A 14,346-nucleotide genomic window follows, 5' to 3' on the forward strand; every position below is an offset into this window, starting at 1 on the left:
AACCCGCCCTGACCTCACCCTCCGGAGGCTCCCGCCCAGGTCCGCGCGGTGCTCCGGCCGCCGGATCCTCCGGAAACCGCCCCCCGCCCGTCGCATCCGGTGGAGAATCCGCCATGCCGTACCCGCCGACTCGGCACGATCATCGTCCGGGATCTGGTGGAATGGCGAGTTGTGAGTGGTCAGGACTGGCGGCTGATACGTCGTGAGGGTGCGGGGAGGGCTGTTGCCCCTGTGCTCGACGAGCACCAGCGGGCGGTGGTGGCCCATGGGAGCGGCCCGCTCCTCGTGCTCGCGGGGCCCGGCACCGGCAAGACCACCACGATCGTCGAGACCGTCGTCGACAGGATCGAGCGCCGGGGCGTCGACCCCGAGCGGGTGCTCGTCCTCACCTTCAGCCGCAAGGCCGCCGAGGAGCTGCGCGAGCGCATCACCTCCCGGATGCGCCGGACCACCCGCACCCCCCTCGCCCTCACCTTCCACAGTTACGCCTACGCGCTGCTGCGCCGCGAGGCCGTGCTCGCCGGGGGGCTGCCGCCGCGCCTGCTGACCGGTCCCGAGCAGCTCCTGGAGATCCGCCGCCTGCTTCACGGCGAGCTGGAGGACGGCGCCGAGCACTGGCCCGGCGACATGCACGAGGCGCTCAAGACGCGCGGCTTCGCCCAGGAGCTCCGCGACTTCCTGGCCCGCGCCGCCGAGCGCGGCCTCGACGGGCCCGAGCTGAGGGAGCTGGGCCGCCGCCACGGCCGTGCCGACTGGGTGGCCGCGGGAGGGTTCGCCGACCGCTACCAGGCCAGGTTCGACCTCGACCTCGAACCGGTCCTCGACTACGCGGAGCTGATCCGCGCGGCCGGTGCCCTGCTCTCCGACCCCGAGGTGCGGACCCGCGAGCGGTCGGCGTACGACGCCGTCTTCGTCGACGAGTACCAGGACACCGACCCCGCGCAGGAGTTCCTGCTGCAGCAGCTGGCGGGGGAGGGGCGCGACCTGGTCGCGGTCGGCGACCCCGACCAGTCGATCTACGGTTTCCGCGGCGCCGACGTCCGCGGGATCATGAACTTCCCCGACCGGTTCCGCGACTCCGCCGGCGCGAAGGCCCCCGTCGTCGCGCTGCGCGTCTGCCGCCGCAGCGGCCGGGACCTGCTGCGGGCCACCCGCCGCGTCACCGCCCGCCTGCCCGCCACCCCCGGCGGCGCCGCCCACCGCGACCTGCGTGCCCTGCCGGACGCCGAGCCCGGCGACGTACGGGTGCTGGTGGCCGACGGCGCCACCCAGGAGGCCGCGATCGTGGCCGACACGCTCCGCAGGGCGCACCTGCTGGACGGCGTCCCCTGGTCGCGGATGGCCGTGCTGGTGCGGTCGGCGACGCGCCAGGTGCCGCTGCTGCGCCGCGCCCTGGTCACCGCCGGGGTGCCGGTCGTGGTCGGCGGCGGCGAGGTGCCGCTGTTCCAGGAGCCGGGCGTACGGCCGCTGATCAGGCTCATCCAGGTGGCGCTGCACCCGGAGACCCTCGACGAGGGGGTCGCGGAGGAGCTGCTGACCGGGGCGCTCGGCGGCACCGACATGATCGGGGTGCGCCGCCTGCGCCGCGCCCTGCGGATCGCCGAGCACGAGGCGCTCGCCGACCCGGGCGGACACGAGGCGTTCGCGGACCCCGGCGAGCACGAGACGCCGGACGGCCCCGGCGCGCGCGACGCGGACCGCGTGGACGACGCGGACGACGTGGACGCGATCGACGTGGACGAGATGGTGGAACGCGTCGCCGAGCGCGAGAGCCCCGGCCCGCGTTCCTCGGGCGAGCTGATGGTCGCGGCGCTGAAGGACGCGCGGGAGCTGGTGAGGGTGGAGGAGCACGTCGCGAAGCCCGCCGAGCGGCTCGCCGGTCTCATCTCCGCCGCCACCGAGGCCGTACGGCAGGGCGGCACCGCCGAGGACGTGCTGTGGGCCGTCTGGCAGGCCACCGGCCTGGCCAGGAAGTGGACCGACGTCAGCCTCAGGGGCGGTGTCAGGGGCACCATGGCCGACCGCGACCTCGACGCCGTCGTGGCGCTGTTCGACCACACGGCCAGGTTCGTCGACCGGCTCCCGCACGCCGGGGTGGACGTGTTCGTCGAGGACCTGGTCGCCCAGGAGATCCCCGGCGACTCCCTCGCCGACCGGGCCCCCGACGGGGACACGGTCCGCATCCTCACCGCGCACCGGTCCAAGGGCCTGGAGTGGGACGTGGTGATCGTCGCGGGGGTCCAGGAGGGCGCCTGGCCGGACCTGCGGCTGCGCGGGTCCATCCTGAGCACCGACGACATGGTCGCCAGGGCCGAGGGCTCCGAGCACGAGAACCCGGCGGCCGTCTCCGCCGCCCTCGCCTCCCAGCTGCTGGCCGAGGAGCGCCGCCTGTTCTACGTGGCCGCGACCAGGGCGAGGAAGCGGCTCATCGTCACCGCCGTGGGCGGCGACGACACCGAGGAGCGGCCCTCCCGCTTCCTCACCGAGCTCGTCCCCGGTTCGGCCGAGGACGCGGGGGTCGACGAGCGGTCCCGCTGGCTCAGCATGTCCGCGCTCGTCGCCGACCTGCGCTCGGCGGTCGCCGACTCCACCAGGCCCGAGCCGCTGCGCAGGTCCGCGGCCGAGCACCTGGCCAGGCTCGCCGCCTCCGGGGTGCCCGGCGCCCACCCCAACGAGTGGTACGCCCTCACCCCCATCTCCGACGACCGCCCGCTGAGCTGGCCCGACGACATCGTGCGCGTCTCGCCCTCGGCGGTGGAGAGCTTCAGCAAGTGCGGCCTGCGCTGGCTGCTGGAGACCTCCGTGGGCGCGGGCGGCACCGACGTGGCCCGGGGGCTGGGCACGGTCGTGCACGCGCTCGCCGTCCTCGCCGCGACGGGCATGCCCACCGAGGAGACCCTCGGCAAGCGCCTGGACGACGTCTGGCACGAGCTCGACTTCGGCGGCGTCTGGTACAACCGCAAGCAGCGCAGGGTCGCCGAGGAGATGATCTCCAAGTTCGTCCGCTGGCACGAGGAGAACCCCCGGGAGCTGGTCGGCCTGGAGGAGGCGTTCACGGCCATGGTCTCCGAGGGCGTGCAGATCAAGGGCAGGGTCGACCGGGTCGAGCGCGACGGCGACGGCCGGGCCGTGATCATCGACATCAAGACCGGCAAGAACGGCCCCAAGGACGCCGACCTCGAACGCCACCCCCAGCTCGGCGTCTACCAGCTCGCCGCGCTGCTGGGCGCCTTCCAGCGGCACGGCATGACCGAGCCGGGCGGCGCGGCCCTGGTCCAGGTGGGCGACGCGGCGGGCAAGAAGGCCGCCAAGGAGCAGACGCAACCTCCCCTGGCGGACGACGCGGACCCCGGCTGGGCCCGCGACATGGTCGACACCGTCGCCATCGGCATGTCGGGACCGTTCTTCCAGGCCAAGGTGAACGACGGCTGCCGCACCTGCGCCGTGCGGGCGAGCTGCCCGGTCAGCAAGAACGGAGATCAGGTGTGCTGAGCCGCACGACCCCGGGGGACGCCCCGTGCTGAACCGCGTCACGCGTACGGGGATCCCGCGCCCCGCACCCGAGCGTGCCGTGCGCAGGGGAGGCCGGGGTCCGGCGCTTGGTCGTGTCGTGCGTACGGGGAGCCGGGGTCCGGCGCTTGGTCGTGTCGTGCGTACGGGAGGCCGGGGTCCTGCGCTTGGTCGTGTTGTGTGTACGGGGGGATCGGGTTCGCGCCGCGCGGCCCGGCACGGGGGCGCCACGTGCTGAGTCCGGTCCAGCTCGCCGCCAAGCTGGGCATCCTGCCGCCGACCCCCGAACAGGCCGCCGTGATCGAGGCCGGTCTCGAACCGATGGTGGTGATGGCCGGAGCCGGTTCGGGCAAGAGCGAGACCATGGCCGGGCGCGTCGTCTGGCTGGTCGCCAACGGCCTGGTACGCCCCGAGCAGGTGCTCGGCCTCACCTTCACCAGGAAGGCCGCCGGAGAGCTGTCCGCGCGCGTGCGCGAGCGGCTCAACGGCCTGGTCGAGACCAAGCAGGTGCCCGCCGACCTGATGGAGGGCGAGCCGACCATCTCGACGTACCACGCCTACGCGGCCCGCCTGGTCACCGACCACGCCCTGCGTGAGGCGCTGGAGCCGACCATGCGCCTGGTCTCCCCGGCCGTCTCCTGGCAGCTCGCGGGACGGGTGGTCAGCGCGTACGACGGGCCGATGGAGCAGGTCGAGTGGAGCCCGGCGACCGTCACCCGGGCGGTGCTGGAGCTGGCCGGGGAGCTGGCCGAGCACCTGCGCACCCCGCGTGACGTGCGCGAGGTCGGCACCTGGCTCGCCCAGCGGTACGCCCGGCTGCCCGGCACGCCGGTCAAGGACCAGCGCAGGCCGCTCGTCGTCCAGCGGGCCAGGGAGCAGCTGCTGCCGCTGGTCGAGGCGTACGACCGGCTCAAGCGGAGCAGGGAGGTCGTCGACCACGGCGACCAGATGGCGCTCGCCGCCCGGATCGCGGCCAAGCACGCCGACGTCGGCGAGATCGAGCGCGGGCGGTTCGCCGTGGTCCTCCTGGACGAGTACCAGGACACCAGCCACGCCCAGCTCGTCCTGCTGCGCGCGCTGTTCGGCGGGGGCCACCCGGTGACGGCCGTGGGCGACCCCTGCCAGTCCATCTACGGCTGGCGCGGCGCCTCCGCGGGCAACCTGACCCGCTTCCCCCGCGACTTCAGGACGGCGTCCGGGGAGCTCGCCCCGATCAACCGCCTGTCGGTCAGCTTCCGCAACGGCGACGCCGTGCTGGACGTCGCCGCCCGGCTCCAGCTGCCGCTGCGGATGGAGGCCAGGGAGGTGCCGGTCCTGGTGCCCGGCGGCAACCGGGTCGACCGCGGCCGGGTGGTGTGCGCCTTCCACGAGACCGCCGACGACGAGGCGGAGTGGGTCGCGTCGGGGATCGCCAGGGTGCTGGGCGCGGAGAGCGCGCCCGACGGCATGCCCTGGGGCGAGGGCGAGCGCAAGCGGGCCAAGCAGAGCGCCTGGGGCGGCCCGCAGTGCCTCCAGCCGCACGACGTGGCGATCCTGGCGCGCAAGCGCTCGCAGTTCCCCGCGCTGCGCAGGGCGCTGGAGGCGCGCGGCATCCCGGTCGAGATCGTCGGCCTGGGCGGCCTGCTCACCGTGCCCGAGGTGGCCGACATCGTCTCCACCCTGCGCGTCGTCTACGACCCGAGCGCCGGGGACGCCCTGGTGCGGCTGCTGTCCGGTCCCCGCTGGCGGATCGGCCCCGCCGACCTCAAGGAGCTGGGCGAGCGGGCCCGCGAGCTGAACCGGGAGACCCGCGAGGGCTCCTCGCCGGTGGCCGACCCGCTGGACCAGGTCGTGGCGGACATGGCCGAGGAGCGCGGCAGCCTGGTCGACGCCCTCGACGAGCTGCCCGACCGCCCCGCGTGGCAGGACCTGTTCTCCCCCCTGGCCGCGGTGCGGCTGGTGGCGATGGCCCAGGAGCTGCGCGTGCTGCGCGCCCACACCGGCCAGCCGCTGCCCGACCTGATCCTGGAGATCGAGCGCACGCTCGGCCTGGACATCGAGGTGGCGGCCAGGGGGACCGCCGTCGGCCCGTTCGCCGCCCGCGCCGACCTCGACGCCTTCCTGGACGCCGCCTCCCGGTTCGCCGGAGACTCCGAGGACCCGACGCTGGGCGCGTTCCTGGCGTTCCTGAAGGCGGCCGACGAGGAGGAGAACGGGCTGGACGCCGGGCGGGTGGGCGAGAGCAACAGCGTGAAGCTGATGACCGTGCACGCCTCCAAGGGCCTGGAGTGGCCGGTCGTCGTGGTGCCCGGCCTGTCCCAGGCGCTGTCCAAGGCCGGGACGCTCACCGTCGGCACGATGTTCCCCGCCCGCGCCACGACCAGCCCGAAGTGGACGGAGAACCCCCGAAAGCTGCCCTACCCGCTGCGCGGCGACGCCTCGGACCTGCCGGAGCTGGCCGGGCTCGCCAAGGAGGAGCTCGCCGACTTCGACGAGCGCTGCCGCGACCGCGACCTGCTGGAGGAGCGCCGCCTGGCGTACGTCGCCGTCACCCGCGCCCACTACCTCCTGATCGCCTCCGGCTACCGCTGGGGGACCGCGGCCAAGCCGCTGGAGCCGTCCGACTTCCTGGTGGAGATCCGCGAGACCTGCGGCCGGGTGGCCTTCTGGGCGCCGGAGGTGGAGGAGGGGGCGACCAACCCGCTCCTCGCCGAGCCCGCCGAGTCCGTCTGGCCGATCGCCCCGGAGGACGTCCGGTACGCGGCGGTCCTCGACGGCGCCACCATGGTCGAGGCGGCCCTGGCCGCCCTGGCGGGGGGCGGCGCGGCTCCCGGGGGCGGTTCCGTGTCCGGTCCCGGTTCTGCGTCCGGAAGCGGTTCCGTGTCCGGGGCCGGTTCCGTGTCCGCGTACGAGGATGTCCCCTTCCCCGAATTCCCCGGGGCCCCGGGGGGCGGGGTGCCGTTCCCGGAGGAATCCGGTGAAGCGGACGTGCCCTTCCCGGACGACGAGAGCGTGCCCTTCCCCGGTGACCCGTGGGACGAGTCCTTCCCGGCGGACCCGGAGGACGAGGACGTGCCATTCTCATCCGGCCCGCAGGACGCGGGCGCTTCCACCGAGGCGCCCGGAGGTGTTCTCCCCACCCGGCGGAGCGAACCGGCCGGGACCGGCCCGGGAGCGGTGTCCGGGACGCTGCCCGAGGGCGGGGCCGGGCCGGAAAGGGTGTCCGAGCCGGTGTCCGGACCTCAAGCCAAGTCCGGACCCGAAGCAGAGTCCGGACCCGAAGTCGACTCCGGATCCGAAGCCGAGTCCGGATCCCAAGCCGAGTCCGGACCCGAAGCCAAGTCCGGATCCGAAGCAGAGGCCGCGCTCGAAGCCGGACCCGGACCCGGACCCGAGTCCAGGCCCGGAGCAGGGGTCGCGTTCGAAGCCGACTCCGGACCCCATGCCGGGTCCGCACCCGCACCCGAGACCGAGCCCGAGCCCGAGCCCGAGCCTGAGAACGAGAACGAGTTCGAGCCCTGGGCCGGGTTCGAGGCCGAGGCCGGGGAGTCGCCCGAGCGGTGGCCGGTTCCCGTGGCCGACCTGCGGGGATGGGACCGGGAGCGGGCGAAGGCGTGGGAGCGCGACATCGAGCTCCTGCTCAGGGAACGGGAGCTGAACCGGCGGCGCGGTAGCGGCCGGGTGGAGCTGCCCACCCACCTGACCGTCTCCTCCCTCGTCACCCTGGCCTCCGACGCCAAGGCGCTGGCCCGGCAGATCCGCCGCCCGGTGCCCAAGAAGCCCGCCCCGCTGGCGCGCCGGGGCACCTCCTTCCACCGCTGGCTGGAGGGGCGCTGGGGCCAGCAGCGGTTGATGGACGAGTTCGAGCTGCCCGGCGCGTCCGACGACTTCGAGGAGACCGACGCCCATCTCGACGAGCTGCGCGCCCGCTTCGAGGAGAGCGAGTGGGCGGGCAGGGAGCCGTTCGACGTCGAGGTCCCCTTCGAGACCATGATCGCCGACCGGGTGGTCCGCGGCCGGATGGACGCGGTCTTCCAGGTCTCCGACGACCGCTACGAGGTCGTCGACTGGAAGACCGGCCGCCGCCCCAACGGGAAGAAGGCCGAGGCCGCCGCCTCCGTCCAGCTCGCCGCCTACCGGCTGGCCTGGTCCCACCTGGCGGCGGTCCCCCTCGACCGGGTGAGCGCGGCCTTCCACTACGTCCTGCTCAACGAGACGGTCCGCCCGGTCAACCTCCTCGACGAGCGCGGCCTCGTCACCCTCGTCGAGTCGGTACCGGCCCTCCGCTGACGGTGGTGCCGCCACCGTCGACGACACCCGAGAACGTATTGCCCGTGCCCGAAAGGAGGTCTACTCTCTGACTTGTTGACCAGATTTCATATTTGGTCACGAAGTCAGGGCAATCAGGGTGAGCAGCGCGATTCAGGGCGAAGAGGTGCCGGGTGGCGGAGCGAGCGGGGCAGGCCGACGGGCGCGCCGACCGGATTCTCGACGCGGCGGCCGAGCTGCTCGTACGCCTCGGCTACCGGAAGGTGACGATCGAGGACATCGCCCAGCTGGCGGGCATCGGCAAGGGCACGGTCTACCTGCACTGGCGGACCAAGCAGCAGCTGTTCGAGGCCGTGCTGCTGCGCGAGTCCATCTCGTACGTCGAGCAGCTCCTCGACGGGCTGCGCCGGGATCCGGCGATGCTGCTGCCGCACCGGTTCGTGTCGGAGTCCTTCCTCATGGTCGGCGACCGGTCGGTGCTGCGGGCGTTATCCGAGGCGTACGTGCAGCAGAGGCAGCACAGGTTCGCCGACGCGTTCCTGCACAGCCAGGAGCTGCTCGCCTCCGAGCGGTTCTACGGCCTGATGATCCGGCACGGCCTGTTCCGCGACGACGTGCCCAACCTGTCGTACACGCTGAGCGCGATGATGATGGGGTTCCACCTCAACGACGCCGCGGACCTGATGGGCATCGAGGTGGACACGCGGGCCAAGGCCGAGTCGATCTCGTTCATCGTCAGGCACGCCTTCGAGCCGCCGGAGCCGCCGGACCCCGAGGAACTGGCCAAGGCCGCCTCCGAGGTCATCGACGTCTTCGAGGCCCTGATCCCGCCCTACCGCACCTGGATCTACGCGTACGAACGCACGCACGAGCCCGGTTGACCCCGGACCCGTCCCGACGAGAGAGGCGGACCATGACCACCATCGCCGACACATGGGGCCTGCACGAGGGGCACTTCTGGCTGCGCGGACGCCACCCGGACCAGCAGGTGAGCTTCGACGCCGCCACCGGGATGTGGAACGTCTTCGGTCACCCCGAGGCGTTGCGGATCCTCGGGGACCCGAAGACGTTCTCCTCCGACACCGCCCGCGTGCTGCCCAGCCTGGAGATGACCAGCGAGGGCATGCTGACGCAGATGGACCCGCCCGAGCACGGCAAGCTGCGCAAGCTCGTCAGCCACGCCTTCACCCCGAAGGTCGTCGCCGACCTCGAACCGCGCATCGCCGAGCTGACCCACGAGCTGCTCGACCAGGTGGCCGACCCGGACCGCCTGGAGCTGGTGACCGACCTCGCCTACCCGCTGCCGGTCATCGTCATCGCGGAGCTCCTGGGGGTGCCGGGCAGCGACCGCCACCTGTTCAAGCAGTGGGTGGACAGGATGTTCGAGAACACCCAGCAGTTCTCCCTCGTCGAGCAGAGCGAGGAGCAGGAGCGCAGCATCACGGTCGCGATGGAGCAGTTCAAGCACCTCGCCGACTACATCGGCGAGCACGCCGACGACCGCAGGCGCCACCCGCGTGCCGACCTGCTCACCAAACTCGTCGAGGCCGAGGTCGACGGCGAGCGGCTCACCCAGGCCGAGGTGGTGAACTTCGCGAACATCCTGCTCGTGGCCGGGCACATCACCACGACCATGCTGCTGGGCAACACGGTGCTGTGCCTGGACACCCACCCCGAGCAGCTCGCCAGGACCCGCGAGGACCGGTCGACGATCCCCGCCGTGATCGAGGAGTCCCTGCGCTTCTTCAGCCCGTTCGCGGCTCTCGGCCGGGTCACCAACGTCGACGTCGAGCTCGGCGGGCAGCACATCCCCGCCGACAAGCTGCTCATGGTGTGGATCGCGGCGGCCAACCGCGACCCGAGGGAGTTCGCCGACCCCGACGTGTTCGACCCCTCCCGGACCCCCAACCACCACCTCGGCTTCGGCAGGGGCATCCACTTCTGCATCGGCGCGCCGCTGGCACGCCTGGAGGGCAAGGTCGCGCTCGACATCCTGCTCGACCGCTTCCCCCACCTGCGCACCGACCCGGACGAGCCGCCGCGCTTCATCCCGAGCCCGAGCATGACCGGGGTGCAGAGGCTGCCGCTGCTCACCTCCGGCGTCTGAACGGGCTTCTCGCGGTCGCGGGGGCGCGTGCGGTCGCCGTGAGGGACTCCCGGTTTCTCACGGCGACCGCCGCCGTATCAGGCCGATGAGCGGTCGTTCATTACTCCGAGGGTGAATTCGGCGCGAAACTATCCCGGGAAGCGGACGCACCATACCGGCGAACCCCTTATGTTGTGCAGTAATTGATCACAACAGAAGAGAACGCCACATGACCGACATCTCCGGCATCAATCCCAACGTTCCGCACCAGGCCAGGGTGTGGGACTACCTGGGCGGCGGCAAGAACAACTACGAGGCCGACAGGATCGCCGCGGAGTACATCCTGCAGAGCTACCCGCAGATGGAGAGCGTCGTGCGGCAGGCGCGGGCCTTCCAGGGCCGTGCCGTCCGGTTCCTCGTGAAGGAGGCCGGGGTCCGGCAGTTCCTCGACGTCGGCACCGGCCTGCCCACCCTCGACCACACCCACGACGTCGCGCAGCGGGCGGACCCGACGTGCCGGATCGTGTACGTGGACAACGACCCGCTGGTGCTCACGCACGCCCAGGCCCTGCTCTCCAGCAGCCCGGAGGGGAGGTGCGACTACATCCAGGCCGACGCCCGCGATCCCGAGGCGATCCTGCGCGCCGCGGCGGACACCCTCGACTTCACCAGGCCGATCGCGTTGATGCTGTTCGGGGTGATGGGCACCATCCACGACAACGACGAGGCACGGGCCCTCGTCCACCGGTTCCTGGACGCGCTGCCCTCGGGGAGCTACCTGGTGTTCGAGGACGGTACGAACGTGGTGATCCCGGACGCGGCCAAGGAGGTGGAGCAGCTCGTGGAGGAGGGCCGCACCTACGACTACCGGCTGCGGACCCCCGAGCAGATCGCCTGGTTCTTCGAGGGCCTGGAGGTGCTGGACCCGGGCGTGGTGTCGGTGTCGCGGTGGCGTCCCGAGCACAGCACGTGGGGGGCGCCGGACGAGGTGGACGCGTTCGGCGGAGTCGGCCGCAAGGCCTGACCGGGCCGGGGCCGGCCGCGAAGCCTGATCGGTCGAAGTCGGCCGTGAAGCCCGACCGGCCGGGACGTGAAGCCCGACCGGTCAGGGGCGGCTGTGAGCCCCGGCCGTTTGAAGCCGGCCGCGAGGCCCGACCCGCACGCCGTGTCGCGGAGGTGACACCCGCACGCCGTGTCGCCGGGGTGACACCAGCGCGGGCGTCACCCCCGCGACGGCAGTTCTCCCGAACCGCGCACGACGAGCTCGACCGGCACGATCACCCGCTGCCTCGGGCGCGCGGGGTCCAGGAGCCGGGCGAGCAGGAGCTCCACCGCCGCGCCGCCGAGGCGGCCGACGTCGTAGCGGACCACGGTGATCCCCGGGTCGAAGACCCCCGCCATCTCGAAGTCGTCGAAGCCGACGAAGGCCGGGCGGGGACCCGGGTGGCCGCGCAGGGCCTGGACGAGGCCGAGCGCGGCGCGGTTGTTGGTCGCGAAGAAGGCGGTCGGCGGATCGGGCAGCGCGAGCAGCCGCCGTACCTCCTGCTCGACGCGCCAGGGTTCGAACACGCCGGTCACGCACAGCGCCGGGTCCGCGGCGACCCCGGCCGCGCGCAGCGCCGCGCGGTACCCGTCCGCCCGCGCGCGCACCGAGCTCAGCGGGTCGTCGTCGGAGACCAGGGCGATCCGCCGGTGGCCGTACGCGAGCAGGTGCTCGGTGGCGATCCGGCCGCCCGCGCCGGCGTCGAGGAGGACGGCGTCCACCTCCGGCATCCCCTCGGGCACGCGGTCGACGAAGACCGCGGTGAGCCCGCTCGCGACGTACTCCGCCAGCCAGGCGTGGTCACCGGCCGCCGGGACGATGACCATGGCGTCCACGCCGCGCCCGTACATCGTCTCGATGATCATGACCTCGCGGTCGGCCCGCTCCTCGTAGCTGCCGAACACCACCAGGGCCGCGTGCGCGGAGGCGGCCGACTCCACGGCCTTGGCGAGCCGCGAGTAGAACTCGTTGGAGATGTTCTCGATCACCAGGCCCAGGGTGAGGACCGAGCCGCCCCTGGCCAGCCGGCTGGCGGCCTCGTTGCGCCGGAAGCCCAGCGCCGTGATCGCGTCCTGGACGCGCCGGACCACGTCCTGCCGTACGTGGGGCTCCTGGTTCACCACCCGGGAGACCGTCTTGAGGCTCACCCCCGCGTGGCGCGCGACGTCGGCCATCGTGGTCCTGCGAGGGCTCGTCCCCATCCTTCTCCCCGGCTGGTCGCGTTGATCTTCCGCACCATGTTGTACCTTGCGCAGTCATGTACGAACACATCGACGACGACTGGATCTGCGGCCGGTACGGCGAGGACGAGCCCTGGACGCTCGGCGCGGTCAACCCGCCGGTCTTCGAGAGCTCGCTGTTCACCTTTCCCACGGCGGAGGCGTTGTCGGGGAGCCTCGCGGCCGAGGACGAGAACTACGTCTACTCGCGCGGCACCAACCCCACGGTGGACCTGCTCCAGCGCAAGCTCGCCGCGCTGGAACGGGCGGAGCGGGCCAAGTGTTTCGGCTCCGGCATGGGCGCCATCGCCGCGACGATCTCCTCGCTGGTCTCCGCGGGCGGCCACGTGATCGTGCTCGGGGCGGTCTACGGCCCGACCACCCAGTTCCTCCGCTATCTGGAGAAGTTCGGGGTCTCGCACACGACGGTGCACACCGATGATCCCGCCGCCCTTGATAGCGCTGTCAGGCCGAGCAGCCGGATGCTCTATCTGGAGTCGCCGTCGTACATGCGGTACGGGGTCGTCGACATCCGTGCCTTCGCCGGGTGGGCGCGCGGGCGCGGCCTGACCACCGTGATGGACAACACCTGGGCGACGCCGATCTTCCAGAAGCCCCTCACGATGGGGGTCGACCTGGTCGTGCACTCGCTGTCCAAGTACATCGGCGGCCACAGCGACCTCGTCGGCGGCGTCGTGGCGGGCCCCGCGCGCCTGGTCAGGCCGCTGGCGCTGACCGAGTACCAGCTGTACGGCGCCGCGCTGCCGGCCCACGAGGCGAGCAAGGCGATCAGGGGGCTGCGCACCCTGCCGATCCGCATGGCGGCACACCGGGAACGCGGGCTGCGGGTGGCGGAGTTCCTGGCCGGACACCCCGCGATCCGGGCGGTCAACCACCCGGGCCTGCCGGGTCACCCCGGGCACGAGCTCGCGAGCGCCCAGATGACGGGCTTCTCCAGCGTCTTCAGCGTCGAGCTGGACACCGAGGACGTCACCGAGGTGGGCCGGTTCGTGGACGCGCTGCGGCACTTCCGCATCGGTGTGTCGTGGGGCGGTCACGAGAGCCTGGTCAACGCGCCGGCGCTCACCACCCTGGACTCCGTGCGCGCGACCATGGAGATCCCGGTGGGACTGGTCCGCCTCTCGGTGGGACTGGAGGACCCCGCCACGCTGATCGCCGATCTCGCGAACGCCCTGGAGAAGTCCTGACGGCCGCCGAGGCTCCATGACGTTCCCGTCGCCCAGAGTGGTGACAGCGTTGTCGGAAGCGAGCCCCTGTTTCGGCCGCGCCGGGACTCCCGGCAGGCGATCCGGCTCACCGGCAACCCCCGATCCACGCCCGATCCGCGCCCGATTCACGGTCGCGGCGAGCGGGAGACCCCGCCCTCCGGGGCGAGGATTGGAGGGAGGGACCGCGGCCTCGGCGCGGGTCAGAGCTTGCGGCCCACTCCGACGTAGCCGATCGGGGCGCCCCGCTCGCCGAACAGGGGCGGCTCGGTGGAACGCCAGTCCTGGGGGAACACCAGGCCGGGCTCGGCCAGCTCGTAGCCGTCGAAGAAGCGGACGATCTCCTCGTGCGTGCGCAGGCTCAGCGCCTCGGTGGCCCGCTTGTAGATCTCCAGCGCCTCCGGCGTGCTGTCGGGGCGGGCGTCGATCGCGTGACTGAGCACTAAGTAACTGCCCGGCGCGCTCACCTCGCGCAGCCGCTCGATGATCTGGTACGCGCCCGCGCCGTCGGGGTTCTCGTCCGGGACGAAGTGCAGGATGGCGAGGAGCAGGAACGCCACGGGCCGGTCGAAGTCGATGTGCTCGCGCAGCTGGGCCAGCAGCGCCTCCGGGTCGCGCACGTCGGCCTGCACGACGGTGACGTTGTCGCCCTTACCCAGGATCGCCCGGCTGTGCGCGCACACGACGGGGTCGTAGTCCACGTAGGCCACGTGGGTGTCGGGCGCCACCGCGTGCGCGATCTCGTGCGTGTTGCCCCGCGTGGGCAGCCCGGAGCCCAGGTCCACGATCTGCCGGATACCCGACTCGACGACATGGCGTACGGCGCGTGCGAGGAAAGCCCGGTTCTCCTTCGCGGAGTCGCGGGTGTCGGGGAAGAGTTTCAGCATCCGCTCGGCCGCGGCCCGGTCGGCGGCGAAGTTGTCCTTGCCGTCCAGGTAGTAGTCGTACATCCGGGCGACGTTGGGCACACTCGGGTCAACTCCGGCCGGCGAAGCCTGATCATCCACGGTCTCT

The 14,346-nt window shown here is 72.5% G+C and carries 8 protein-coding genes; 6 read left to right on the forward strand and 2 right to left on the reverse strand.

What is annotated here, in order from left to right; genetic code table 11:
* Positions 1–231: 231 nt before the first annotated feature.
* The 5 genes from ABT053_RS25945 to ABT053_RS25965 all read left to right on the forward strand — a co-directional run bounded on the left by ABT053_RS25945 (position 232) and on the right by ABT053_RS25965 (position 10,868).
* Positions 232–3,492: an ATP-dependent helicase gene (locus ABT053_RS25945; RefSeq protein ID WP_350972088.1), complete on the forward strand. Its 3,261-nt coding sequence runs from the start codon at positions 232–234 to the stop codon at positions 3,490–3,492.
* A 249-nt stretch (positions 3,493–3,741) separates the two neighbouring features.
* Complete coding sequence (locus tag ABT053_RS25950) at positions 3,742–7,779, forward strand: ATP-dependent helicase (RefSeq protein ID WP_350972090.1); 4,038 nt, start codon at positions 3,742–3,744, stop codon at positions 7,777–7,779.
* Positions 7,780–7,931: 152 nt separating this feature from the next.
* On the forward strand, positions 7,932–8,639 hold the full coding sequence (locus ABT053_RS25955; RefSeq protein WP_350972091.1) for a TetR/AcrR family transcriptional regulator: 708 nt from the start codon (positions 7,932–7,934) through the stop codon (positions 8,637–8,639).
* 32 nt (positions 8,640–8,671) lie between these two features.
* The gene (locus ABT053_RS25960) at positions 8,672–9,865 is read left to right on the forward strand and encodes a cytochrome P450 (RefSeq protein WP_350972092.1); all 1,194 of its coding nucleotides are present in this window, start codon (positions 8,672–8,674) and stop codon (positions 9,863–9,865) included.
* A 208-nt stretch (positions 9,866–10,073) separates the two neighbouring features.
* Positions 10,074–10,868, forward strand: a complete 795-nt coding sequence (locus tag ABT053_RS25965; RefSeq protein WP_350972094.1) for an SAM-dependent methyltransferase — start codon at positions 10,074–10,076, stop codon at positions 10,866–10,868.
* Positions 10,869–11,065: 197 nt separating this feature from the next.
* Here the strand turns inward: ABT053_RS25965 and ABT053_RS25970 are convergent, their stop codons facing one another.
* A complete protein-coding gene (locus ABT053_RS25970; protein WP_350972095.1) occupies positions 11,066–12,088 on the reverse strand; it encodes a LacI family DNA-binding transcriptional regulator in 1,023 nt (340 codons plus the stop codon).
* A 56-nt stretch (positions 12,089–12,144) separates the two neighbouring features.
* On the opposite strand from ABT053_RS25970, the gene ABT053_RS25975 reads away from it, so the two are divergent.
* A complete protein-coding gene (locus ABT053_RS25975; protein ID WP_350972097.1) occupies positions 12,145–13,314 on the forward strand; it encodes a trans-sulfuration enzyme family protein in 1,170 nt (389 codons plus the stop codon).
* Positions 13,315–13,535: 221 nt separating this feature from the next.
* On the opposite strand, the gene ABT053_RS25980 is transcribed toward ABT053_RS25975, so the two are convergent.
* Entirely contained in the window at positions 13,536–14,339 is an 804-nt protein-coding gene (locus ABT053_RS25980) for an SAM-dependent methyltransferase (protein ID WP_350972098.1), read from the reverse strand.
* Between the last annotated feature and the right edge of the window lie 7 nt (positions 14,340–14,346).

Source organism: Streptosporangium sp. NPDC002524 (genome assembly GCF_040295985.1).
In the GTDB taxonomy this organism is placed as follows: domain Bacteria; phylum Actinomycetota; class Actinomycetes; order Streptosporangiales; family Streptosporangiaceae; genus Streptosporangium.